Genomic DNA, 22,729 nt, shown 5'->3' on the forward strand with positions numbered 1-22,729 from the left:
ATTGAGGGGCCGGGGCGAGGTTATCGACCTTGGGGCAGGGGCAGACGTCGGGGTATGGGCTGGACGCACGACTACAGTGACGCAGCACGCAATCGCCGCTCGGCCTCGGGTCTGAGCTCTCGTCAGGGGGGCTACCCGCAATTGACGGGCACGGATCCGCGTGTGGGGATTCCGCATATTCTGCGGCGCCGGGCTCGCTGGGTATCCGTGCGGCTGCGCCATCCACGCGGCTGAGTCCCGCCACCTGTCAGAACGGGCAGCCGTCGCCGCACACGCGGCCGGCTGAGGTCCCGCCCACCGGTCAGAGCGCGCAGCTGTCGCTGTCCACCTGCTGGTCGGCCGTACGCCCCTTGGCGATGTCCTGCCGGATCTCGTCCGCGGTGAGCGCGTAACCGGTCTCGGCGTCGTCGAGCGACTTCGCGAAGACCACGCCGTACACCTTGCCGTCGGGTGTCAGCAGCGGTCCGCCGGAGTTGCCCTGACGGACCGTCGCGTAGAGCGAGTAGACGTCGCGGCGCACCGTCTTGCGGTGGTAGATGTCCGGGCCGGTGGCCGTGATGCGGCCTCGCACGCGCGCGGGCTGGACGTTGTACGAGCCGTTCTGCGGGAACCCGGCGACGATCGCGCTGTCGCCGCTGGTCGCGTCCTGGGTGCTGAACCGCAGCGCGGGCGCCTTCAGATTCGGTACGTCGAGTACGGCGATGTCGCGCTCCCAGTCGTACAGGACGACCGTGGCGTCGTACTTCTTGCCCTCGCCGCCTATCTGGACGGTGGGTTCGTCGACTCCGCCGACCACGTGCGCGTTGGTCATCACGCGGCGGTCGCCGAAGACGAAACCGGTGCCTTCGAGGACTTTGCCGCAACTCTGGGCGGTGCCCATGACCTTGACGATGGAGTTCTGCGAGCGGGTGGCGACGGGGCCGGCGGCGAGCTGGGGGTCGGGCGGCTGGACCTCGGTGATGGGTTCGTTGGCGAACGGGCTGAAGACCTGCGGGAAGCCGTTCTGCGCGAGGACCGAGGAGAAGTCGGCGAACCAGGTGTTGGCCTGGGCGGGCAGCGCGCGGGAGACCCCGAGCAGCACCTTGGAGCTGCGGACCTCCTTGCCGAGCGTCGGCAGCGTCGTGCCGGCGAGGGCGGAGCCGATCAGCCAGGCGACGAGCAGCATCGCCACGACGTTCACCAGGGCACCGCCGGTCGCGTCCAGGGCTCTGGCCGGGGACCAGGTGATGTGCCGGCGGAGCTTGTTGCCGAGGTGGGTGGTGAGGGCCTGGCCGACGGAGGCGCAGACGATCACGACGACCACGGCGACGACGGCGGCGGTCGTACTCACCTTGCTGTCGTCGGTCGTCCAGCTCCAGATGACCGGGAGCAGGTAGACGGCGACGAGACCACCGCCCAGGAAGCCGATCACCGACAGGATGCCGACGACGAAGCCCTGGCGATAGCCCACGATCGCGAACCACACGGCGGCGACCAGCAACAGGATGTCCAGCACATTCACGAAGGTCACCTTGTCACGCGCGCCAGTCGAGCGGGACCTGCTTCTCGCGGTCCCACGGACGCTCCCAGCCCGCGAAGTGCAGGATCTTGTCGATCACTCCGGCCGTAAAACCCCAGACCAGGGTCGATTCGACCAGAAATGCCGGGCCTCGGTGACCGCTGGGGTGGACGGTGGTCGCGCGGTTGGCGGGATCCGTGAGATCCACCACGGGGACGGTGAAGACCCGGGCCGTCTCGCCCGGGTCGACGACGCCGACCGGCGTCGGGCGGCGCCACCAGCCGAGGACGGGGGCGACCACGAACCGGCTGACCGGGATGTACAGCTTGGGCAGTACGCCGAAGAGCTGGACGCCGCTCGGATCGAGGCCGGTCTCCTCCTCGGCCTCGCGCAGGGCGGCGTTCAGCGGCCCGTCGGTCCTCGGGTCGCCGTCCTCGGGGTCGAGGGCGCCACCGGGGAAGGACGGCTGCCCGGCGTGCGATCTGAGGGTGCCCGCCCGTTCCATGAGCAGCAGCTCGGGGCCGCGCGGGCCCTCACCGAAGAGGATGAGCACCGCGGACTGGCGGCCCGCGCCGTTCGCCGGCGGCAGGAAGCGGCTCAGCTGGAGCGGTTCCACGGTCTCCGCGACCTGCGCGACCGGGTCCAGCCAGCCGGGCAGACCGTCCTTGCTGAGCACCGGCCCGCCCTGTGCGTCGCTCGTGTTCTGCGTGTTGCCTGCGTGCTTCATCGCCACCCCCGTTCTGCTGTTCCCAACGCCCGCCGGGACCGTGTTCGTTCCGTCATCCGGTGCCCAGCGGGAGTGCCGGCCTGCCGCCCGCGTCCAGATAGGCCTGCGGGGGGTTGAGCCGCTGTCCGGGGAAGCCGCCCTTCTCGTACTTCAGGAGCTTCTTCGCCTTCTCGGGGTCCGTCTCGCCCTCCCCGTACGCCGGGCAGAGGGGGGCGATGGGGCAGGCGCCGCAGGCGGGCTTGCGGGCGTGGCAGATGCGGCGGCCGTGGAAGATCACGTGGTGCGACAGCATGGTCCACTCGCTCTTCGGGAAGAGCCCGCCGACGGCCGTCTCGATCTTGTCCGGGTCGGTCTCCGCGGTCCACTGCCAGCGCCGCACCAGCCGCTGGAAATGGGTGTCGACGGTGATCCCGGGCCGCCCGAAGGCGTTGCCGAGCACGACGAAGGCGGTCTTGCGGCCCACTCCGGGCAGTTTCACGAGGTCTTCGAGGCGGCCGGGCACCTCGCCCCCGAAGTCGTCCCTCAGGACCCTGGAGAGCCCTATGACGGATTTGGTCTTGGCCCGGAAGAACCCGGTCGGGCGCAGGATCTCCTCGACCTCCTCCGGGTTGGCCTCGGCGAGGTCCTCGGGGGTCGGGTACCTGGCGAAGAGCGCCGGCGTCGTCTGGTTCACCCGCAGGTCGGTGGTCTGGGCGGACAGGACCGTGGCGACGACGAGCTGGAAGGGGTTCTCGAAGTCCAGCTCCGGGTGGGCGTACGGGTACACCTCGGCGAGTTCGCGGTTGATACGGCGGGCGCGGCGGACGAGGGCGGTGTGCGACTCGTTCCGCGGCGGCACGGGGGCGGCCGTCGTCTTCTTGGAGACGGCCCCGCCGGGCGACGCCTTCTTGGACGCGGCTTTCACCGGAACGGCCTTCTTCGAGGCAGACTTCCCGGAGGCCGTCCTTCCGGAGGACACCTCGGCCCGCACCGCCTCGGCCGGGGTCGCCTTCTTGGCGGCCGTTCTCGCGGGTATCACCTTCTTGGCGGTCCGAGGGGCCGCCTTCTCCGCGCTCTTCCCGCCGGCGGTCGTCGATGCCGCCTTCGACGCCGCCCCCGGTACCGCCTTCACCGGCGTCGACTTTGTCGCTTTCGCCTGTTCTTTGGTTCCGTCGAGGGCCTGTTCGCCCACAGCGGAATCGCGACGTACACCCACCCGTCCAGCCCCCTTGGCCTGTGCTCTCACCGGCGATTTGGACACCCGGCCAGCCTAAAGCCCGGCACCGACATCCGCCCCGGACCCTGAAGATCGGCCCCCAATTGGCCCCCTGCCGCACTCGTCGGGACGCCAGTGCGGCAGACTTGTGACTGATCACACTGTTTGGACCGTCCGGCAAGATGGGGAACACGGTCCCCTGGTACCAAGGGGGAGCACGGTCCCCTGAGCAGGTCGACAAGGAGAGAACTCGTGGACGACGTTCTGCGGCGCGCCCCGCTCTTCGCGGCGCTCGATGACGAGCAGGCCGCGGAGCTCCGCGCCTCCATGAGTGAGGTGACCCTCGCGCGAGGCGACGCCCTCTTCCATGAAGGCGACCCCGGCGACCGCCTCTATGTGGTCACCGAGGGCAAGGTGAAGCTCCACCGCACCTCCCCCGACGGGCGCGAGAACATGCTCGCCGTCCTCGGCCCCGGGGAGCTGATCGGCGAACTGTCGCTGTTCGACCCGGGCCCGCGCACGGCGACCGCCACCGCGCTCACCGAGGTCAAGCTGCTCGGCCTCGGCCACGGCGACCTCCAGCCCTGGCTGAACGCCCGCCCCGAGGTGGCCGCCGCCCTGCTGCGCGCCGTCGCCCGGCGCCTGCGCAAGACCAACGACCAGATGTCCGACCTGGTCTTCTCCGACGTGCCCGGCCGTGTCGCGCGCGCCCTGCTCGACCTGTCGCGCCGCTTCGGTGTGCAGTCCGAAGAGGGCATCCACGTGGTGCACGACCTCACGCAGGAGGAGCTGGCCCAGCTGGTCGGCGCCTCCCGCGAGACCGTCAACAAGGCGCTCGCCGACTTCGCGGGCCGCGGCTGGCTCCGCCTGGAGGCCCGCGCGGTGATCCTCCTGGACGTCGAGCGGCTCGCCAAGCGCTCGCGCTGACGCCTTTGGCCGTACGACGACGGGGTCCCGCCTTCACCGAGGCGGGACCCCGTCGTCGTCACCCGTAAATGACCTGCGCCGCGGCGGCCCTTCCCCGCACAGTGGGCGCATGGCCGCACAGGGGCACCGCAGAGGGCTCGACGCCCAGGGGTACATCGAGCGCGAGGGGTCACTCGCGCGCGTCCCGTACGCCTTCAGGACCGTCGTCGCGGCGGCCAGCGACCGGATTCAGGACATGTTCGGGATGCGGCTGGACAGCGCGTACCTCTACGGCTCGATCCCACGCGGCACCGCGCGCGTGGGACGCTCCGATCTCGACCTGCTGCTGTCGCTGCGCGAGGAGCCGACCGGCACCGACCGCACGGACGCCCGCGCGCTCGAAGCGGCGCTCGACAAGGAGTTCGCCGAGATCGACGGTGTGGGAACGTTGCTGTTCAGCCGTACACGGCTGCTGAGCGACCTGGAGACCCACGACCTCGGCTGGTTCGTCGCCTGCCTGTGCACCCCCCTCCTGGGCGAGGACCTGGCCGGACACCTGCCGCGCTACCGCCCCGACACGCTGCTGGCCCGCGAGACGAACGGCGACCTCGCCCTGCTGCTGCCGCGCTGGCGCGAGCGGATCGCCGCGGCCGCGGACACCGACGACGCCAGGCGCCCGCTGGTCCGCTCGATGTCCCGGCATCTCGTGCGCACCGGCTTCACGCTCGTCATGCCGCGCTGGAAAGGCTGGACCAGCGACCTCGGGGAGATGGCCGAGGCGTTCGGCGCGTACTACCCGGAGCGGGCCGCCGACCTGCGCGGCGCGGCCGTACGCGGGTACGAGCCGACCGGCGACTCCGCCGTGCTCCGCTCGTACGCGGACGACCTGGGGCCATGGCTGGCCGGTGAGTACGCGCGCGTGCACGGCATCAAGGCGCCCCGCCCCTGAAGGCCTCCTCCAGAACCCCGGAAAACGGCGCCACGGACACAGCCCCCTAACCACGGACACACGCCCCTAGATGAGGCCGTGCTCCCGCAGGTAGTCCATCTGGGCCCGCACCGACAGCTCGGCCGCGGGCCACAACGACCGGTCCACGTCCACGTAGACGCGGGCGACGACCTCTTCGGGGGACCGGAGGCCGCTCTCGACGGCGGTCTCGACCTGGGCGAGCCGGTGGGCACGGTGGGCCAGATAGAACTCGACCGCGCCCTGCGCGTCGTCGAGGACCGGTCCGTGACCGGGCAGGACGGTGTGGACGCCGTCGTCGACCGTCAGCGAGCGAAGGCGGCGCAGGGAGTCGAGATAGTCGCCCAGACGCCCGTCCGGGTGGGCCACCACGGTCGTCCCGCGCCCCAGGACGGTGTCCCCGGTCAGCACGGCCCGATCGGCCGGGAGATGGAAGCACAGTGAGTCGGCGGTGTGCCCGGGAGTCGGCACGACACGCAGTTCGAGCCCGCCGAGGCTGATCACGTCTCCCGCGGCCAGCCCTTCGTCCCCGAGCCGCAGCGCGGGATCCAGGGCGCGGACGGCGGTCCCCGACAGCTCGGCGAAGCGCGACGCGCCCTCCGCGTGGTCGGGATGCCCGTGCGTGAGCAGGGTCAGCGCGACCCGCTTTCCCGCCTTCCCGGCCGTGTCCAGCACCGTGCGCAGATGTACGTCGTCCAGAGGGCCCGGGTCGATGACGACCGCGAGCTCGGAGTCCGGCTCGGACACGATCCACGTGTTCGTGCCGTCCAGGGTCATCGCGGAGGCGTTGGGGGCGAGGACGTTCACCGCGCGCGCGGTGGCGGGGCCGGAGAGGACCGTTCCTCGCGGCTGGCCGGGGAGCGCCGCTGCTTCGGTCATGCGGATGCTCCGCCGGTCGGGATGTGCTTGGTGAACTCGTCGTGTCCGGGCCAGGAGAGGACGACCTCGCCGCCCTCCAGGCGCGCCTCGGCCAGGACGGGGGTCAGATCCCGGGCGGCCGCGCCGGCGAGGGCGTCGGCGGAGCTCTCGTACTCCACGAGCCCGCGCAGGGTCGCGATGGTGGGCGGCATCATCAGCAGCTCGCCCTTGTCGTAGCCCGCCGCCGCGTCGGCGGGACGGATCCACACGGTGCGGTCGGCCTCCGTGGAGGCGTTCCGCGTGCGCTGGCCCTCCGGGAGGACGGCCACGAAGAACCACGTGTCGTAGCGGCGGGACTCGAACTCCGGAGTGATCCAGCGGGCCCAGGCCCCGAGCAGGTCCGAGCGGAGCACGAGCCCTCTGCGGTCGAGGAACTCCGCGAAGGACAGGTCCCTGGCGACCAGGGCCGCCCGGTCCGCCTCCCAGTCGTCCCCCGTGGTGTCACCGACCACGCTGTCCGGGCTGGGGCCGGCGAGCAGGACGCCCGCCTCCTCGTACGTCTCCCGTACGGCCGCGCAGACGATGGCCTGCGCGGAGGTCTCGTCCACGCCGAGCCGCCGCGCCCACCACGCGCGCGTGGGACCCGCCCAGCGGATCTGCTGCTCGTCGTCGCGCGGGTCCACGCCGCCGCCCGGATACGCGTACGCGCCTCCGGCGAAGGCCATGGAGGCGCGTCGGCGCAGCATGTGGACCACGGGGCCGGCCTCGTTGTCCTTGACCAGCATCACCGTGGCGGCGCGCCGGGGCGTGACCGGCGTCAGCGTGCCCTCGGCGAGCGCCCGAATCCGCTCCGGCCACTCCGCCGGAAACCATTGCCCATTCCCCATGGCCGGAGGCTATCCCGAGCCGGGCGGATGTTCGAGGCCTCACCGCCCCACAAGCCCTTCTCGCCCCCTCCGCCCGTACCCGACCCATACCCGGGGCTCCGCCCCGGACCCCGCTCCTCAAACACCGGAGGGGCTGAAGATCACGCAAGTGAGGGGCCGCACACGAACCACCGCGCACCCGCAGCCGGAAACGCACGGAAGGGGCCGTGCCGGTACATCGGATGCCCGTCGCTCACGTCCGGATCGAACAGCGGCTCCCTACGAAGCCCACGTCTGGTCCAACGGCGACGGACGGATGTACTGGCACGGCCCCGACCCACAACGAACCAGGCACCCGAAGATGCCCGGAGGGCTACGCGTGCGTCAGCTCCACCTGGATCTCGACCTCGACCGGCGCGTCCAGCGGCAGCACGGCCACGCCGACCGCGCTCCGCGCGTGCACACCCTTGTCGCCCAGTACGGCGCCCAGCAGCTCACTTGCGCCGTTCAGCACACCCGGCTGCCCGGTGAAGTCCGACGCCGAGGCCACGAACCCCACGACCTTGACGACACGCGCGATGCGATCGAGGTCGCCCACGACCGACTTCACCGCCGCCAGGGCGTTCAGCGCGCACGTACGGGCGAGTTCCTTGGCCTCCTCGGCCGTGACCTCGGCCCCCACCTTCCCGGTGACCGGAAGCTTCCCGTCCACCATCGGAAGCTGGCCCGCGGTGTACACGTACACGCCCGACTGCACCGCGGGCTGATACGCGGCCAGCGGCGGAACGACGCCCGGAAGGCTCAGTCCGAGTTCGGCGAGCTTCGCCTCGACAGCCCCGCTCACGCGGACTTCTCGCGCTTCAGGTAGGCCACGAGCTGCTCGGGGTTGTTGGGGCCGGGCACGACCTGGACCAGCTCCCAGCCGTCCTCGCCCCAGGTGTCCAGAATCTGCTTCGTGGCGTGGACGAGCAGCGGCACAGTGGAGTATTCCCATTTGGTCATGTGGCCGACTGTAGCCGTTGGCGACCACCCGCTCCCGCCCGAGCCACCCGCCGCCGGCACCACTTGTCCACAGCCTCCTGCTTACTCCGGCGGCGGACTGGTTAGGCTCGAATACGTGAGCAGGCTCCAGGTCGTCAGCGGCAAGGGCGGTACCGGCAAGACCACGGTGGCCGCGGCCCTCGCGCTCGCCCTCGCGACAGAGGGCAAGCGTGCCCTCCTCGTCGAGGTCGAGGGCAGACAGGGCATCGCGCAGCTCTTCGAGACAGAAGCGCTGCCCTACGAGGAGCGGAAGATCGCCGTCGCTCCAGGTGGCGGGGAGGTGTACGCCCTCGCCATCGACCCCGAACTGGCGCTGCTGGACTACCTCCAGATGTTCTACAAACTGGGCGGAGCCGGCCGGGCCCTCAAAAAACTCGGCGCGATCGACTTCGCGACCACCATCGCGCCCGGACTGCGGGACGTGCTCCTCACCGGCAAGGCCTGCGAGGCGGTACGGCGCAAGGAGAAGAGCGGCCGCTTCACGTACGACTACGTGGTGATGGACGCGCCGCCCACCGGCCGCATCACCCGCTTCCTGAACGTCAACGACGAGGTCGCCGGCCTCGCGAAGATCGGCCCGATACACAATCAGGCCCAGGCCGTCATGCGTGTCCTCAAGTCGCCGGAGACGGCGGTCCACTTGGTGACGCTGCTGGAGGAGATGCCCGTACAGGAGACCGCGGACGGGATCGCGGAGCTGCGCGCGGCGAAGCTTCCCGTGGGCCGGATCGTCGTGAACATGGTGCGCCCGGCACTCCTCGACGGTGTCGACCTGGAGCTGGCGAAGGCGGCTCCCCGTTCGGCGATCGCCAAGTCGCTCTCCTCGGCCGGCCTCGGCGGCGCGCGTCGCGGCGGGCTCGCCGAGCGGCTGGTGGACCCTCTTCTCCAGCAGGCCGACGAGTACGCGGAGCGGTACACGCTGGAGACCGAGCAGCGGAGCGTACTGGCCGAGCAGGGCCTGCCGTCGCACGAACTCCCGCTGCTCGCCGAGGGCCTGGATCTGGCGGGACTGTACGAACTGGCCGCACAGCTGCGTAAGCAAGGGATGTCATGAGTCTGGACCCCGCCCGCGTCCTCGATCTCGACCCGCTGCTCGACGACCCTGAGACCCGCATCGTGGTGTGCTGCGGCTCGGGCGGCGTCGGCAAGACGACCACGGCGGCGGCTCTCGGGCTGCGGGCCGCGGAGCGCGGCCGCAAGGTGGTCGTGCTCACCATCGACCCCGCGCGCAGGCTGGCGCAGTCGATGGGGATCGACTCCCTCGACAACACTCCGCGCCGGGTGAAGGGCGTCGAGGGGAGCGGCGAGCTGCACGCCATGATGCTCGACATGAAGCGCACGTTCGACGAGATCGTCGAGGCGCACGCGGACGGCGACCGGGCGGCGGCCATCCTCGGCAACCCCTTCTACCAGTCGCTTTCGGCGGGCTTCGCGGGCACGCAGGAATACATGGCGATGGAGAAGCTGGGCCAGTTGCGGGCGCGCGACGAGTGGGACCTGATCGTGGTCGACACGCCCCCGTCGCGCTCGGCACTGGACTTCCTGGACGCCCCGAAGCGGCTCGGTTCGTTCCTCGACGGGCGGCTGATCCGGCTGCTGACGGCGCCGGCGAAGCTGGGCGGCCGGGCGGGCATGAAGTTCCTGAACGTCGGGATGTCGATGATGACGGGCACCCTGGGCAAGCTGCTCGGGGGCCAACTCCTCAAGGACGTGCAGACGTTCGTCGCTGCCATGGACACCACGTTCGGCGGTTTCCGTACGCGGGCCGACGCCACCTACAAGCTGCTCCAGGCGCCCGGCACCGCGTTCCTGGTGGTGGCGGCGCCCGAGCGGGACGCGCTGCGCGAGGCCGCGTACTTCGTGCAGCGGCTGGCCGCGGAGGAGATGCCGTTCGCCGGGCTGGTGCTCAACCGGGTGCACGGCAGCGGGGCCACCCAGCTGTCCGCCGAGCGGGCGCTCGCCGCCGCGGAGGATCTTGATTCCGCCGACGACTCCGCCACCGACTCCGCCGACCCGGAGAACCCGGAATCCACCGGGGAGACCGCTGAGGCCGCCGCAGCGGAAAACCCGGAAACCGACACCGCGGAAAATCTTGCCGAGGCCCGCATTGTGGATCAGGCGGACGGGAAAGCTGGACTTCGTAACGCTCCCGGCACGTACGGCAGTTCAGAATCACCGGCTTCCGGTGCATCAGCTCCCGACGAAGGCTCCCCCGCCATCACGGACAGAACGGCCGGCACGGACCACACCACCGCCACGGACAGGACCGCCGCCACGGACCCCGAGCGATCCATCGACCAGCTCACCGCAGGCCTGCTGCGACTGCACGCCGAGCGCATGCAGCTGCTCTCCCGCGAGCAGCGCACACGTGACCGCTTCGCCGCGCGCCACCCGGAGGTGCCGGTGGCCGAAGTGGCCGCGTTGCCGGGCGACGTGCACGATCTCGCGGGGCTGCGGGACATCGGGAACCGGCTCGCGGCCCACCGGCCGGAGCTCCCCGAAAGCTGAGCCGCGGCCCACCGGCCGGAGCTCCCCGAAAGCCGAGTGCGGAGACCCCGCGGGGACGCTCAGTCCCTGCCCGGCCCCCGCGACCACCGAGCGGGCCCGGGTAAGGGTCCGCGCGGGCCTGAGGGGCCCGAGAGCGACGTCCTGGCCGCACCGGGCGGCTCCCTCACCCCACGGCCGCGTAGCGCTCGTACACCTCTTCCTCGTCGAGGGGCAGCAGGCCCGCCCCGCGCTCGTACTCCGTACGCGCGGTCTCTAGCAGGCGACGCCACGAGGTGACGGTCGGCCGCCGGCGCAGCAATGCGCGGCGCTCACGCTCGGTCATGCCACCCCACACGCCGAATTCGACGCGGTTGTCGAGCGCGTCGGCGAGGCACTCCGTGCGAACCGGACATCCGGTGCACACCGCCTTGGCCCTGTTCTGCGCTGCTCCTTGAACGAACAGTTCATCTGGATCGGTAGTGCGGCAGGCCGCCTGCGCACTCCAGTCGGTTACCCAGCCCATACCGGCGCCGTCCTCTCCCGAATCGAGGCTCCCCCACGGCGGCAGCGGCATATTCACCGCCGCCAGTTGAGGACGTTACGGAAGGTGGGCACAGCGCAACACCCCCTTCGGGCCCAATCTTGAATGGCCCGAACGGACTATGCGTAAGCGGCAGATCACCCGGGGGAGTGAGCCGAGGACATGCGCGACCATCCCGGCAAACCAGGACAGTTGGGTCGAGTCACAACGGGCACCATGTGACACACAAGGTTGATTCGGACACGCGCTCCACAAGAACGCGGAACCTCCGGAACGATTCGGGGTCGCCGGACGTATTGATACGTGGCCGCACTGCTGTGACAGTTGAGAGCAGCTTAGGCCAAGGCATATACGCGTGTCCGGCGAATGAGAACGTAGGCTGCCCTCATGCCAAAGAAGCGCTCGGGCGGTGGTCTGTCCTCTACGCAGCAGGCCGCCAAGTTCCTCGGTGTCAGCGTGCTCGCGGGCGCCGTCATGGCCGGAATCGCGCTGCCCGCCGCGGGCGCGCTCGGCCTGGCGGCCAAGGGCTCGGTCCAGGGGTTCGACGACATTCCGGACAATCTGAAGAGTCCGTCGCTGAGTCAGCGGACCACGATCCTGGACAGCAAGGGCGGGCAGATCGCGACCGTCTACTCGCGCGACCGCACCGTGGTCGGCCTCAAGGACATCTCGCCCTACATGCAGAAGGCGATCGTCGCGATCGAGGACTCGCGCTACTACCAGCACGGCGCGATCGACCTGAAGGGCATCCTGCGCGCGGTCAACCAGAACGCGCAGAACGGCGGCGTGGCCCAGGGTGCCTCCACCCTGACCCAGCAGCTGGTGAAGAACTACTTCGTCGAAGAGGCCGGCGACGACCCGACCAAGGTCGCCCAGGCCACCCAGCAGACCATCGGCCGCAAGATCCGCGAGCTCAAGTACGCGATCCAGCTGGAAGAGAAGCTGGGCAAGAAGAAGATCCTCGAGAACTACCTGAACATCACGTTCTTCGGGGAGCAGGCGTACGGCGTCGAGGCCGCCTCCCAGCGCTACTTCTCCAAACCCGCCAAGAAACTGAACCTCCAGGAGTCCGCGCTGCTCGCGGGCATCGTCCAGTCGCCGAGCCGGTACGACCCGGTGAACGACGAGGAAGAGGCGATCAAGCGCCGCAACACCGTGCTGCAGCGCATGGCCGAGGTGCACGACATCTCCCAGGAGCAGGCCGACGCCGCCAAGGAGACGAAGCTCGGACTGCACGTCAGCCAGCCGAAGAACGGCTGCATCACGGCGATCAAGGGCGCCGGCTTTTTCTGCAAGTACGTGGAGAAGGTCTTCCTGAGCGACCCGGTCTTCGGAAAGACCAAGGAGGACCGGGCGAAGGTCTGGAACCAGGGCGGCCTGACGATCCGTACGACGCTCGACCCGCAGTCCCAGGCGTCGATCCAGGCGTCGCTGAAGGACCACGTCTACAAGTCCGACAAGGTCGCGGCGGCGGCCACCCTGGTCGAGCCCGGCACGGGGAAGATCCTCGGGATGGGCCAGTCGAAGCCGTTCGGCTACGGAAAGAACGAGACCGAGTACAACTACTCGGTCAACTACGACATGGGCGGCTCGAACTTCGGCTTCCCGACCGGTTCGACGTTCAAGCCGTTCGTGGCCGCGGCCGCGCTGGAACAGGGCCGGCCGGCGACGCAGGAGTACTCCTCGCCGAACTCGATGCCCTACCCCAGCCCGGTGCAGACCTGCGGCAGCAAGCCGTGGACGAACCAGAGGAACGAGAAGGTCCCGAACGAGAGCGAGTCCGAGAAGGGCCCGTACCAGCTGAAGGAGGCGATGGCCAAATCGGTCAACACCTACTTCGTGCAGATGATCTCCGACATCGGCCTGTGCCCGGTCATGAACCAGATCGGCAAGCTCGGCGTGGTCCAGGGCAACGGCGACAAGCTCCCCCAGGTGCCCTCCATCGCCCTGGGCGCCAAGGGCATCTCACCGCTCACGATGGCCACGGCCTACGCCGCCTTCGCCTCCCGCGGCATGTACTGCACCCCGGTCGCCATCGAGTCGATCAGCCAGCAGATCGGCGGCCGTGAGAAGTCCCTGGACGTGCCCAAGTCGACCTGCTCGCGGGCCATGTCCGAGACGACCGCGGACACCGTCAACAGCCTGCTGAGCGGCGTGATCGACTCCGGTACGGGCCAGCAGGCCGGTCTCACCGACCGCGCCAACGCCGGTAAGACGGGTACCACCGACGAGCGCAGGAACGCCTGGTTCGTCGGCTACACGCCGAACCTCTCCGGCGCCGTCTGGGTCGGCAGCGCCACCCAGCAGGTCAAGATGAGCGGCATCCAGATCGGCGGCGTCTGGCACGACAAGGTGTACGGCGGTCAGGTCCCCGGGCCGATCTGGCGGGACCTGATGACGGGCGCTCTCACGGGCAAGGACGCCCCGTCCTTCAATCTGGTCAACATTCCCGACCCCGACAGGAACAAGGACAAGGGCCAGGACGACGACAACCGCGGCCGCGGCCGGCACGGCGGCAACGGCAACGGCAACGGCAACACCACCGACGGCAGCACCATCAGCGGCCAGAGCGACGGCGGAGTGGTGTTCCCGACGCCTTCCTTCTCCCTCCCCGACGGGTTCATCCAGGGCAACACGAACAGCGGCAACGGCGGCGACGGCGGCCAACGCTGACCCGTACGCCGGGAGCAGACGCGCGAACGCCCCGTGGGCCAGGAATCGATCCTGGCCCACGGGGCGTTCGGCGTCAGGGGCTTCGGGTGTCGCGCGGCGGGCGCGACCGGACCCGTACAGGCCCCATCGGCGATGGCGTCAGCCCGCGAGCAACTGCTTCACGACGGCGGCGACACGGCCGCCCTCGGCCTGCCCGGCCACCTTCGGGCTCACGATCTTCATGACGGCGCCCATCGCGCGCGGCCCCTCGGCTCCGGCCGCCTTGGCCTCCTCGACGGCCTGGGCGACGATCTGCTGAAGCTCCTCGTCGGAAAGCTGCTTGGGCAGATACGCGGCGAGGATCTCGCCCTCCGCCCGCTCGCGCTCGGCCGACTCGGAGCGCCCGCCCTGTGTGAAGGCCTCGGCGGCCTCACGACGCTTCTTCGCCTCGCGGGCGATCACCTTCTGCACTTCGTCGTCGGAGAGTTCGCGCTTGGTCTTGCCCGCGACCTCCTCATTGGTGATCGCGGAGAGGGTCAGCCGGATCGTCGAGGAGCGGAGCTCGTCGCGCCCCTTGATCGCGGCGTTGAGGTCTTCCTGCAACTTCGACTTGAGCGTGGTCATGGTTTATTCATAGCCTTTTGTCATGGACCCGGTCAACGAGATATCGCAGGTCACAAGCGACTCGGCACGCCTCCGCAAGTTGGCCCGGATGACCGAAACTCAAAAGGCCCGACGACGCGGACGTACCGACTGGACGGGAGGACCGGCGGCGATCCACTGCCGGATCTCCCACGTGAACGATGACGACCAAACGGGCGTCGACCGACAAGAGCGTATCTGCCGTGACATCACGGAACAGCTCGGAGTGACTGTCACCCACGACATGATCTACGTGGACAACATCCGATCAGCCTGGCAGCGCAACCGAAAGCGCAGGGGTTGGGACGAGCTGCTGGAGGCCGCACGGTCCGGCCACGTCCGCCACATCCTGACATTCACTCGGATCGCCTGACGCGGCAGCCGCGCGATCTTGGACAGCACCCGGCTCTGCCGCCCATTCGATTTCGTGGGCTGGTCCAAGGACAGCCTGAGGGGCGGACCGTAGTGAATAGAGCCTCCCCCAGGACACGGGTGCTGGGTCTATCTTCTGACGATGCGGATCCTGCATCTCTCCGATACTCATCTCGACCGGTCCGGCGGCCCCGACGCCGACGGGGCTGACGGCACTGCTGCACTGCGCTGCCTGCTGGCCGAACTGGCCCACGTGCACGATCTCGACGCGGTGGTGGTCACCGGCGATGTGGCGGACGACGGTTCCCGCGAGGCGTACGTGCGGGCGCGTGAACTCCTCTCCGGATACGCCGGCCGAAGAGGTGCGGAGGTCTTCTACACGACCGGCAACCACGACGACCGCACCGCGTTCGCCGACGTGCTCGGCAGTGGCCATGTCCAGCCTGAGGCGGTGTACCAGGGCACGGCGGGCGAGCGGGCGGGGGCGAGCGTCGTCGGAGGGTGGCGGCTGATCACTCTGGACACACTCGTTCCGAGCAAGGGCTACGGTCGACTGGACCGAGGCCAGCTCGACTGGCTGGGCGAACTGCTCGCCACCCCGGCACCGCTAGGCACCGTCCTGGCCTTCCACCACCCGCCGATCGCCATGGACGTCGATGTCCAGCGGGCGCTGGGCCTGCAGAACAGCGCTGAGCTGGCCGAGACGATACGTGGGACCGACGTCCAACTCATCCTGTGCGGGCACTTCCACCTGCAGATTCTGGCGCGTCTGGAACAGGCGACCGTATGGGTCACGCCCGGCGTCGTCAGCCGCATCGACCTGACCGCCCGCCCAGGCACCGAGCGCGCCGTCCACGGCCCGTCGGCCTCCCTCGTCCACCTCGGAGCACCCCACGGGCCACTCATCCACACGCTCCACGTCCGCGACCCGCGTATCGGGGAGACGATTTACGAGGCAGACGAGGAGGAAATGCGCGAAGTCATCGGGAGGCTCGGCCCCTCCTCCACCGTGAGCTCGAACTGAGGTGGGCGCTGCACCGGCCCCGTCTGCCACTCCCGCGAGCGGCACTCCGCCAGGCACAGCCCGGTTGCTTGCTGCCTCCAGCACCCCGCTGTCACCATCGACTGTTCGCATCGAAAGCCCACTGGGGTGATGTCCGAAGTGCTGAACGACTGCTGCCCAATCCCGTGGACAAAGCCGGACGACTGATCCAGCCACCCCGCCCCGGCGAGATGGGGCCCCACGGCAACCGCAGGGTCAGGGTTGCAACAGACACCCGCCCGCTCGCTCCCCCTCGTCGTCCAGGAGGGCGGGCGGGCCCATGTCTGGTGCAAGCATCAGAAGCCGTTGTCGTACCGCCAAGTTCGTCCGGCGGCCGGACACGGGGTCCCGGTTGGACGATCTTCCCGTGGTCGGGCATGAAGGCAGGGTCTTCCGAGCAACTCGACGCCCCCTAGGGAGGTCTTCGCGATCAGCGCCAGCCGGGGGCTGGTGGCAGGGGCCAGTCGGGCGGGACCGGCAGTGGATGGTCGGACGTGAGCGGGGAATCGAGCGCGCGGCCGCTGAGCCAGCCGAGCAGGGCGTGGCCGGAGCCGGTGATGTCGGGGCCGGTCGGGGACAGGGTCCAGGATCGGCCGAGGTCGAGGGCTTCGACTCGGGCGACGGGGAAGTCGAGCGCGGCGAGCGCGGTGATGGTGTCGTCGAGGGCCCAGGTCACGTACGTGCTGGGCCAGTCGGTCGTGCGGTAGCCGACGTTCAGGTCGACGTGGTGTGTTTCGAGCTCGCGCCAACAGCGGTGGAGGGTGTACCAGGCCGGGTGACGCCACCCCGCCAGTGCAGTGACCAGGGTGTCCCAACGTTCCGCGGGCATCGATGTGACGTCTTCGGCCAGGTACGCAAGACGGCTGCGCAGATCGGCGACGAGTTCGGCCGCGGGGCGGTCGGCGCCTTCACGGACGGCACGGGCGAGCGCCTTGGCATCCGTCCTCGGGGCGGGTTCAATGCCGGTACGGGCCCCGGCGAGCAGCCGCTGATAGGCGCCGACGCTGTGAGACAAGTGGGTGATGACGTGGCCGCGGGTCCAGCCGACCAGCGTCGTGGGTGCACGCATCTCCAGGTCGGTCAGCGCGTCGAGGGTTGCGGTGATCCGAGCACCGGAGCGGGCGACTTCCTCGGATGTGTCGAGCATGCTCGTACCGTAGTGGCGGGGCAGTCGTCGCCGAGCAACGGGCGGACCTGAGCAACGGCTTCTCAGGTCCGGCAGTCACCCCAGCCAATAGGCAGCTGAAAGAGCCTTGACTGTGGTCATGCCGTCAAGTGTCGCGGGTGCGGTGATGCGGACGCCCGTTGATCTCGCGGCGCCGCCCGACCGAGGGGCCGGCGGCCGTCCGCAACCGCCTTCCCCCGCTGTCCCGGACGGGGTTGCCGGGGCTGTCCACAGGCGGTCAAGAGCGCTCACCGGAGTCTGACACGATGGGACTATGCGCGCGCGATACGGAGTACCCCTGGGAATCACGGCGGTGGGCGCCGCCGGTCTGCTGTACTCGGCGGGGTTCGAAGCCCGTTCCTTCCGCCTGCGGCGGGTGACCGTTCCGGTCCTGCCTCCGGGTATGCGGCCGTTGCGCATTCTTCAGGTCTCGGACATCCACATGGTGAGCGGACAGCGCAAGAAGCAGCGCTGGCTGCGCTCCCTGGCCGGACTGCGCCCCGACTTCGTGATCAACACCGGGGACAACCTCTCGGACCCGGAGGGCGTGCCCGAGGTGCTGGACGCACTCGGCCCCCTGATGGAACTCCCCGGCGCCTATGTCTTCGGTTCGAACGACTACTACGGCCCCACACTCCGCAACCCCGCCCGCTACTTGTTCGAGAAGGCGGCGGGCCGTCACGGGCTGAACGGCAACAAGCCGGTCGTGGGCGCCGTCCACAACCCGTGGGAGGACCTGCGCGACGGTTTCGACACCGCGGGCTGGCTGAACCTGACGAACACGCGGGGGACGCTGAAGATAGAGGGCACGGAGATCGAGCTGACCGGCCTCGACGACCCGCACATCAAGCGCGACCGCTACGCCCGCGTGGCCGGCGGCCCGTCCGCGTCCGCCGACTTCTCGATGGGCGTCGTGCACGCCCCGTACCTGCGCAGCCTGGACGCCTTCACGGCCGACGGCTACCCCCTGATCCTGGCGGGCCACACCCACGGCGGCCAGATCTGCCTCCCCTTCTACGGCGCCTTCGTCACCAACTGCGACCTGGACACGGACCGCGTCAAGGGCCTCTCCAGGCATACGGCGGAGGGCCGGACCTCGTACATGCACGTCTCGGCGGGCTGCGGCGCGAGCCGCTACACACCGGTCCGCTTCGCCTGCCCGCCGGAGGCGTCACTGCTGACGCTGGTGGAGCGGGCGTAGGGGTTCCGGGGGCACAGGGGCGAAGCCGGTCGCGGGTCGGCAGACGGGGAACGGCAGGTGGGCCCCGGTCGAGGTCGGAGTCGGTGCCCTGGTCGGGGTCAGGGTCGAGGGCGCACCATGGCCGGCTCAGGGCCCGGTCACGTCATGGCCGGGCGGCCCGGAACGGGGATGAATTCTGCCGAACCGGGCCGGTCCGAACCGTGAGGACGCGGGCTCGACTGCCACAGACCGAAGACGCCACAGAGCCATCCCAACAACACGAACCGTCACCACAGGGGCCGACGGCCGGCGCCGACGTCGACATGGCGACGCCACCGGGCGACATCACCGCTGGGGTAGGGCGTCACCGCAGGACGCCGTCACTGCAGGACGCCGTCACCGCAGGACGTCACAGAACGGCCGCGTAACCCACCCAGTCGACTCATATCGCCCAAATGCCCCGATCCGCTTAGCGTGAGGGCATGATCACCCCCATGCCCAGGGACATACCCGATCTCCCCGCGATACCGGGCATCCTCCCGTCGACCCGCTCCTTCGTCCCCGCGACGGCGGTGGTGGCTCCCTCCCGCCGCCCGGCCACGGCGGCCTACCGCGTCCTGGTGGCCCTCGCGGCGACGACGGGCGTGGCCATCGAGATGAAGCTGGGCACCCCGGGCCGGGTGCTGAGCTACTTCACGATCCAGACCAATCTGCTCGTCGCCGTGGTCTTCGCGGCATCCGCCCGCCGGGCCTGGTCGGCACGCAGGCCCCTGCCCGGGGTGCTGACCGGCGGCACATTGATCTACATCTCGATCACTGGCCTGGTCTATCACCTGATCCTGGCGAACCAGTCGATCCCGTTCTCCATGACGGGAGGCAACGACACGCTCTCCGGCTGGCACGCGGTCGCCAATCAGCTCCTCCACACGGTCACGCCGATCGCCGTGGTCCTCGACTGGCTGCTGCTGACCCGCCCGACCCCGCTGGCGCTGCGCAACGCGGCGACGTGGCTGATCTATCCCCTCGCCTATCTGGCCTTCTGCCTCGCCCGCGGCGCGATGCTGACGCCCGGAACCCCGGCGCGCTACCTCTACCCCTTCGCCGACGTGGACCAGCACGGTTACGGAGGCGTCCTCGGCAACACCGCCATCCTCGGCGTCGCCTTCTATGCCCTGGCCCTCCTCATCGTCGTCCTCGACCACGTGCGCCCCGACCCGGTCCGACGCCGCCTCCGACGCCCAGAAAACCGGATTTCGTCTCAGGCCAACGGTGGGCTAAAGTAAACGACGTCGCCGCGAGAGCAGCGACAATCGGGGTGTAGCGCAGCTTGGCAGCGCGCTTCGTTCGGGACGAAGAGGTCGTGGGTTCAAATCCCGCCACCCCGACAGCTAAATCGCAGGTCAGGCCCGGTGCTGAGTAATCAGCACCGGGCCTGTCTCGTTCTCCAGGGGCTCTCTGGAGAAATCCTGGAGAAGATCTTGGAATCCGTCTCCGGATCGGCGCCTGCTAGCGGGCTTTCAGCAACGCATCCAGAGCGGTCACGGGCGAGCCGAGACTCATCGTCCGGCGCGCGTCCAACGCTTCCTCCCACATCCCGGTGAGCGCGGCCATCAGCGCCTGCCGCATCCCCGGCGTGATGTGTGGTCATAGCGCGACTGGACGGAGCCGTCCTCGTGGCCCATGCGTTCGTCCATGAGCTTTGGCGGGGTCCCCACTTCTCTCATCAGGGTTTTGTGCGTGTGGCGCAGGCCGTGCGGGGTGAGCCCCGGGGCGATCGGCACCCAGCACGCCTCAGCCCGCTTGGAGGCTCCTCGCCCACGCGCCGGTATGCCAGGCCACGGCTCGGCAACGACGGGCACCAGCCGCTCTTCCTGAGTGCCCCTCCCCGGGTACCGCCCTGTCGCGGCCGGGCGAAAGAGCCACGTGGCGAAACCGGAGCGCCGCCAGTGAGCGGCCAACTCCCCCGATGCGGCGTTGCGGATGTATCCGAGATCGCTGACGGCTTCCAGCACCTTCAGGCGGGTCGGCTCCGCCACGGCATCCGGGCGGTTGAGGACGTTGGAGACGGTGCCGGTCGACACGCCGGAGCGGCGTGCCACGTCGACCAGCCTCGCCCCGGGGCGGCTTGCGGACCCGTTGGCGGTTCCGTGGCCGCGGAAGACGCAGGCCAGTCCGTGGCACTCGCAAGGCTTCGGTCTCGTCCGGGCGATGTGGCCGGCAAGCAGCGAGGCGAGGAAATCGGGAGTGTCGATGTCGCGGTAGGAGTCGTCCTTGGGCGGGCAGCGGTGCAGTTCGCCGGTGTCCAGTTCGTAGAGCTGCCACTCCACGCGGATGCTCCTCGGCCGGACGAACTAGGGCTCAAGGCCCACGATCTCGCCCCAGCGCATGCCGGTGTAGCCCTTGATTGACGCCGGCGACGAACTCGTCGTCGCAGCCGGACAGCAGCGCCATTCTCTCGGCGAGCAGCAGGATGCCGAGTGCGGTCGTGACCGCCTTTTCCGGGCCCCGATTGCGTGAGCGGCCGGCGCGCTTTCCTCGTCCGCGGCGCTTGGTTGCCGGGTTGGAGTCGCGCAGCCCCTCGTCGACAGCGTCCTCGTCCCCGAGTGCAACCACTCCTGCCCCGGAGCCCTGGAGAACGCCCTGGACTACGTCTACCGGGAGTGGGACGGCAAGGCCGCCGGGATCATCAGCCACGGCGGCTGGGGCGCCGGAGCCCGGGCCGCCGAGGCGCTGCGGTTCGTCCTGGCCGAACTCCAGGTAGCCACGGTCCGCGCGCGGCCCGTCATCTCGACACCCCTCGTTCCACCCGGGAACCGGCCCGGTCACGACCGGCCGCCCGCGGCTTCAGAACCGCGACCGTTCCGTGTGGCCTTCCTGGACTGCCGGGGCCGGTCGCTCCACGCGGGGAGGGTACGGTCCGCCCGACGCGGGCCGGGGCGCCGCCGGGCGTCTGCTTCCGGTGCCGGATGTGCTGGCGCCAGGCGTCTGTGAGCAGGACGACCACGGCGGCCCAGACCAGCAGGAAGCCCAGCCAGCGGGCGAGGGGCATCGGCTCCCCGAAGAGCAGGACGCCGAGAATGAACTGGAAGACAGGCGCGAGGTATTGCACCATCCCCAGCAGCGAGAGTGGCATCCGCACCACGGCGGCGCCGAAGCACAGCAGGGGGACCGCGGTCACCAGGCCCGCGCCCGCCAGGAGCAGAGCATGGCTCGGGCCCCGGTTGACGAACGTGCCGCTGCCCGTCACCTGGAAGGCTGTCACTGCCACCACAGCCGGCAGGAACAGTACGGCCGTCTCGATCGTGAAGCCTTCGAGGGCCGGCACGTTCGCCTTCTTCTTCAGCGCGCCGTACGTCGCGAAGGTCCCCGCCAGTGACAGTGCGGTCCACGGCACCGTGTCGTAGCCGATCGTCAGGACCACGACCGCGACGAGGCCCAGTACGACGGCTGCCCACTGGGCGCGGCGCAGCCGTTCGCCCATGAAGACGACTCCCAGGGCGATCGTCACCAGGGGAGTGATGAAGTAGCCGAGCGACGTCTCGACGACCTTGTCCGCGTTGACCGCCCAGATGTAGATGCCCCAGTTGGCGCCCACCAGCACGGCCGCGAGGCTCATCAGTCCGAGCCGGGCGGGAGACTTCAGGACGGCCTTGATCGCGGGCCCCCGCCGCCACGCCGCCGTCAGCAGCACTGCCACCATCGCGGACCAGGCCACCCGGTGGGCGAGGATCTCGCCCACGGCCGCGGGCTTGAGCAGCGGCCAGTAGAGGGGGAACAATCCCCACGCCGCATAGGCCGCGACGGCGGCCGCCATTCCTTGCCGTTGGCGGGTCATCGTCGCGCACTCCGGCATACGAGGGTGTGGCTGGGCCCCTGGTGCAGCCGGTAGTCCACGTCGATGAGGCGGGAGTCGATTCCTTCGGCGGCAAGTTCTTCCAGGAGCAGTGCGAGCTCGCCGTACGGGCGTCCGTTGGTGTCCGTGACGGGATGGATCCGCACCTCGGGGGCGACCCTCAGTACCTCCCGTACGGACGCCGCGTGCCAGGCCCGGTCGAAGAGGTTGGCGTAGGTGAACAGCAGGTTGGGCACCAGGCCCAGGGCGAAGGAGCCGTCCGTGAAGGGGAGTTGCGGAAGGGCCGCCGCAACATAGTGGCCTGAGCCGCCGTCCGGCCTCGACCAGTTCTCGGCGTAGTCGTCGAGGAAGGACTCGGCAGCGTGCCGCCTGCGTGCGAGGTACGCGTCCAGCCCGCCGGTCCATGAGAAGTCGTACAGGTCGGGGACCTGCGCCGCTCGTCGCGTCCCCCGTTCCAGCTCGTCGATGACCGTCGCCGACAGGTGGTGAGGAAGCGAGTCGTACAGGGGATCCACGCTGACGACCGTGGCGCCGACCGCGCGTGCGCGGAGCGCGAAGTCGCTCGCCCCGGCGGCGCAGTCGAGTACCGGACCGGCAAGGAGGGTTGCCTCGTCGAGGGCGAACATGTCCCTGTACTCGGCGTGGTCTCGCGAAGTGGTGAGGATCCTGTGGATCGGCTCGGCGCTCACTGTGTCGGTCACTTCGGCATCCTCTGTTCGTCTGTCACGGGCTGGGGG

At 69.8% G+C, this 22,729-nt stretch carries 22 protein-coding genes, 1 tRNA gene and 2 pseudogenes; 12 read left to right on the plus strand and 13 right to left on the minus strand.

Annotated elements, in window-relative coordinates:
• Window positions 1–54 precede the first annotated feature (54 nt).
• Window positions 55–234, plus strand: a complete 180-nt coding sequence (locus OG780_RS19840; protein ID WP_328450032.1) for a hypothetical protein — start codon at window positions 55–57, stop codon at window positions 232–234.
• 67 nt (window positions 235–301) lie between these two features.
• Here the strand turns inward: OG780_RS19840 and OG780_RS19845 are convergent, their stop codons facing one another.
• Genes OG780_RS19845 through nth form a run of 3 tightly spaced genes read right to left on the minus strand, consistent with a single transcriptional unit; the run spans window position 302 to window position 3,336 of the window.
• Entirely contained in the window at window positions 302–1,501 is a 1,200-nt protein-coding gene (locus tag OG780_RS19845) for a MarP family serine protease (protein ID WP_328450034.1), read from the minus strand.
• Window positions 1,502–1,514: 13 nt separating this feature from the next.
• Window positions 1,515–2,225: an NUDIX hydrolase gene (locus tag OG780_RS19850; protein WP_328450036.1), complete on the minus strand. Its 711-nt coding sequence runs from the start codon at window positions 2,223–2,225 to the stop codon at window positions 1,515–1,517.
• A gap of 52 nt (window positions 2,226–2,277) precedes the next feature.
• Window positions 2,278–3,336 (minus strand): endonuclease III, encoded by a 1,059-nt coding sequence (gene nth, locus OG780_RS19855; protein WP_328450038.1) that lies wholly within the window; start codon window positions 3,334–3,336, stop codon window positions 2,278–2,280.
• A gap of 336 nt (window positions 3,337–3,672) precedes the next feature.
• On the opposite strand from nth, the gene OG780_RS19860 reads away from it, so the two are divergent.
• Together OG780_RS19860 and OG780_RS19865 are read left to right on the plus strand one after the other, a co-directional pair.
• Window positions 3,673–4,347, plus strand: a complete 675-nt coding sequence (locus OG780_RS19860; protein WP_006382668.1) for a Crp/Fnr family transcriptional regulator — start codon at window positions 3,673–3,675, stop codon at window positions 4,345–4,347.
• A gap of 109 nt (window positions 4,348–4,456) precedes the next feature.
• On the plus strand, window positions 4,457–5,275 hold the full coding sequence (locus tag OG780_RS19865) for a nucleotidyltransferase domain-containing protein (protein WP_328450040.1): 819 nt from the start codon (window positions 4,457–4,459) through the stop codon (window positions 5,273–5,275).
• Between the two features lie 66 nt (window positions 5,276–5,341).
• Here the strand turns inward: OG780_RS19865 and OG780_RS19870 are convergent, their stop codons facing one another.
• From OG780_RS19870 to OG780_RS19885, 4 genes are all read right to left on the minus strand, one after another.
• The gene (locus OG780_RS19870; protein WP_326786489.1) at window positions 5,342–6,172 is read right to left on the minus strand and encodes an MBL fold metallo-hydrolase; all 831 of its coding nucleotides are present in this window, start codon (window positions 6,170–6,172) and stop codon (window positions 5,342–5,344) included.
• Entirely contained in the window at window positions 6,169–7,038 is an 870-nt protein-coding gene (locus OG780_RS19875) for an NUDIX hydrolase (protein ID WP_326786490.1), read from the minus strand. Before OG780_RS19875 ends, OG780_RS19870 begins: the two co-directional genes overlap by 4 nt.
• A 352-nt stretch (window positions 7,039–7,390) precedes the next feature.
• Window positions 7,391–7,861, minus strand: coding sequence for a RidA family protein (locus OG780_RS19880; protein ID WP_326786491.1), 471 nt, complete (start codon window positions 7,859–7,861; stop codon window positions 7,391–7,393).
• Entirely contained in the window at window positions 7,858–8,019 is a 162-nt protein-coding gene (locus OG780_RS19885; RefSeq protein ID WP_261704751.1) for a DUF4177 domain-containing protein, read from the minus strand. The genes OG780_RS19880 and OG780_RS19885 overlap by 4 nt, the downstream gene beginning before the upstream one ends.
• 115 nt (window positions 8,020–8,134) lie before the next feature.
• Here OG780_RS19885 and OG780_RS19890 point away from each other — a divergent pair, with 115 nt between their 5' ends.
• Together OG780_RS19890 and OG780_RS19895 are read left to right on the plus strand one after the other, a co-directional pair.
• Window positions 8,135–9,112: an ArsA family ATPase gene (locus OG780_RS19890; protein ID WP_328450044.1), complete on the plus strand. Its 978-nt coding sequence runs from the start codon at window positions 8,135–8,137 to the stop codon at window positions 9,110–9,112.
• On the plus strand, window positions 9,109–10,566 hold the full coding sequence (locus OG780_RS19895; RefSeq protein ID WP_328450046.1) for an ArsA family ATPase: 1,458 nt from the start codon (window positions 9,109–9,111) through the stop codon (window positions 10,564–10,566). Before OG780_RS19890 ends, OG780_RS19895 begins: the two co-directional genes overlap by 4 nt.
• 163 nt (window positions 10,567–10,729) lie before the next feature.
• Here the strand turns inward: OG780_RS19895 and wblA are convergent, their stop codons facing one another.
• Window positions 10,730–11,068: a transcriptional regulator WblA gene (wblA, locus tag OG780_RS19900; protein WP_028799159.1), complete on the minus strand. Its 339-nt coding sequence runs from the start codon at window positions 11,066–11,068 to the stop codon at window positions 10,730–10,732.
• A 405-nt stretch (window positions 11,069–11,473) separates the two neighbouring features.
• Between wblA and OG780_RS19905 the strand changes: the two genes are divergently transcribed.
• On the plus strand, window positions 11,474–13,759 hold the full coding sequence (locus tag OG780_RS19905) for a transglycosylase domain-containing protein (protein WP_328450048.1): 2,286 nt from the start codon (window positions 11,474–11,476) through the stop codon (window positions 13,757–13,759).
• Between the two features lie 138 nt (window positions 13,760–13,897).
• Here OG780_RS19905 and OG780_RS19910 read toward each other — a convergent pair whose 3' ends face one another.
• Window positions 13,898–14,362 carry a GatB/YqeY domain-containing protein gene (locus OG780_RS19910; RefSeq protein ID WP_328450050.1) on the minus strand — a complete coding sequence of 155 codons (465 nt, stop codon included), beginning with the start codon at window positions 14,360–14,362 and terminating at the stop codon, window positions 13,898–13,900.
• A 22-nt stretch (window positions 14,363–14,384) separates the two neighbouring features.
• Between OG780_RS19910 and OG780_RS19915 the strand changes: the two genes are divergently transcribed.
• Window positions 14,385–14,753: a recombinase family protein gene (locus tag OG780_RS19915; protein WP_328450052.1), complete on the plus strand. Its 369-nt coding sequence runs from the start codon at window positions 14,385–14,387 to the stop codon at window positions 14,751–14,753.
• Between the two features lie 141 nt (window positions 14,754–14,894).
• Window positions 14,895–15,776 (plus strand): metallophosphoesterase, encoded by an 882-nt coding sequence (locus tag OG780_RS19920; protein WP_328450054.1) that lies wholly within the window; start codon window positions 14,895–14,897, stop codon window positions 15,774–15,776.
• Between the two features lie 448 nt (window positions 15,777–16,224).
• On the opposite strand, the gene OG780_RS19925 is transcribed toward OG780_RS19920, so the two are convergent.
• Entirely contained in the window at window positions 16,225–16,941 is a 717-nt protein-coding gene (locus tag OG780_RS19925) for a maleylpyruvate isomerase family mycothiol-dependent enzyme (protein WP_328450056.1), read from the minus strand.
• Window positions 16,942–17,233: 292 nt separating this feature from the next.
• Here OG780_RS19925 and OG780_RS19930 point away from each other — a divergent pair, with 292 nt between their 5' ends.
• The 3 genes from OG780_RS19930 to OG780_RS19940 all read left to right on the plus strand — a co-directional run bounded on the left by OG780_RS19930 (window position 17,234) and on the right by OG780_RS19940 (window position 19,524).
• The gene (locus OG780_RS19930) at window positions 17,234–18,160 is read left to right on the plus strand and encodes a metallophosphoesterase (RefSeq protein ID WP_328450058.1); all 927 of its coding nucleotides are present in this window, start codon (window positions 17,234–17,236) and stop codon (window positions 18,158–18,160) included.
• Between the two features lie 461 nt (window positions 18,161–18,621).
• Window positions 18,622–19,422, plus strand: coding sequence for a Pr6Pr family membrane protein (locus OG780_RS19935; protein ID WP_328450060.1), 801 nt, complete (start codon window positions 18,622–18,624; stop codon window positions 19,420–19,422).
• A gap of 28 nt (window positions 19,423–19,450) precedes the next feature.
• Window positions 19,451–19,524, plus strand: a tRNA-Pro gene (locus OG780_RS19940).
• Window positions 19,525–19,645: 121 nt separating this feature from the next.
• Here the strand turns inward: OG780_RS19940 and OG780_RS19945 are convergent.
• A pseudogene (locus OG780_RS19945) lies at window positions 19,646–20,734 on the minus strand (LacI family DNA-binding transcriptional regulator); the annotation flags it as partial.
• Between the two features lie 45 nt (window positions 20,735–20,779).
• Here OG780_RS19945 and OG780_RS44655 point away from each other — a divergent pair.
• Window positions 20,780–20,854 (plus strand): annotated as a pseudogene (locus tag OG780_RS44655) (NADPH-dependent FMN reductase); the annotation flags it as partial.
• A 67-nt stretch (window positions 20,855–20,921) separates the two neighbouring features.
• Here the strand turns inward: OG780_RS44655 and rarD are convergent.
• Complete coding sequence (rarD, locus tag OG780_RS19950) at window positions 20,922–21,974, minus strand: EamA family transporter RarD (RefSeq protein WP_328450062.1); 1,053 nt, start codon at window positions 21,972–21,974, stop codon at window positions 20,922–20,924.
• Window positions 21,971–22,693, minus strand: a complete 723-nt coding sequence (locus OG780_RS19955) for a hypothetical protein (protein ID WP_328450064.1) — start codon at window positions 22,691–22,693, stop codon at window positions 21,971–21,973. Before OG780_RS19955 ends, rarD begins: the two co-directional genes overlap by 4 nt.
• Window positions 22,694–22,729: the final 36 nt, after the last annotated feature.

The organism is Streptomyces sp. NBC_00386, from assembly GCF_036063235.1.
Taxonomy (GTDB): Bacteria; Actinomycetota; Actinomycetes; order Streptomycetales; family Streptomycetaceae; genus Streptomyces.

Bases quoted from the DNA above. Each gene is read 5' to 3' on its own strand.
- OG780_RS19840 (WP_328450032.1), top strand. From the start codon at position 55: ATGGGCTGGACGCACGACTACAGTGACGCAGCACGCAATCGCCGCTCG.
- OG780_RS19850 (WP_328450036.1), bottom strand. From the start codon at position 2,225: ATGAAGCACGCAGGCAACACGCAGAACACGAGCGACGCACAGGGCGGG.
- OG780_RS19865 (WP_328450040.1), top strand. From the start codon at position 4,457: ATGGCCGCACAGGGGCACCGCAGAGGGCTCGACGCCCAGGGGTACATC.
- OG780_RS19870 (WP_326786489.1), bottom strand. From the start codon at position 6,172: ATGACCGAAGCAGCGGCGCTCCCCGGCCAGCCGCGAGGAACGGTCCTC.
- OG780_RS19875 (WP_326786490.1), bottom strand. From the start codon at position 7,038: ATGGGGAATGGGCAATGGTTTCCGGCGGAGTGGCCGGAGCGGATTCGG.
- OG780_RS19885 (WP_261704751.1), bottom strand. From the start codon at position 8,019: ATGACCAAATGGGAATACTCCACTGTGCCGCTGCTCGTCCACGCCACG.
- OG780_RS19895 (WP_328450046.1), top strand. From the start codon at position 9,109: ATGAGTCTGGACCCCGCCCGCGTCCTCGATCTCGACCCGCTGCTCGAC.
- wblA (WP_028799159.1), bottom strand. From the start codon at position 11,068: ATGGGCTGGGTAACCGACTGGAGTGCGCAGGCGGCCTGCCGCACTACC.
- OG780_RS19905 (WP_328450048.1), top strand. From the start codon at position 11,474: ATGCCAAAGAAGCGCTCGGGCGGTGGTCTGTCCTCTACGCAGCAGGCC.
- OG780_RS19910 (WP_328450050.1), bottom strand. From the start codon at position 14,362: ATGACCACGCTCAAGTCGAAGTTGCAGGAAGACCTCAACGCCGCGATC.
- OG780_RS19915 (WP_328450052.1), top strand. From the start codon at position 14,385: ATGGACCCGGTCAACGAGATATCGCAGGTCACAAGCGACTCGGCACGC.
- OG780_RS19920 (WP_328450054.1), top strand. From the start codon at position 14,895: ATGCGGATCCTGCATCTCTCCGATACTCATCTCGACCGGTCCGGCGGC.
- OG780_RS19925 (WP_328450056.1), bottom strand. From the start codon at position 16,941: ATGCTCGACACATCCGAGGAAGTCGCCCGCTCCGGTGCTCGGATCACC.
- OG780_RS19930 (WP_328450058.1), top strand. From the start codon at position 17,234: ATGCGCGCGCGATACGGAGTACCCCTGGGAATCACGGCGGTGGGCGCC.
- OG780_RS19935 (WP_328450060.1), top strand. From the start codon at position 18,622: ATGATCACCCCCATGCCCAGGGACATACCCGATCTCCCCGCGATACCG.
- rarD (WP_328450062.1), bottom strand. From the start codon at position 21,974: ATGACCCGCCAACGGCAAGGAATGGCGGCCGCCGTCGCGGCCTATGCG.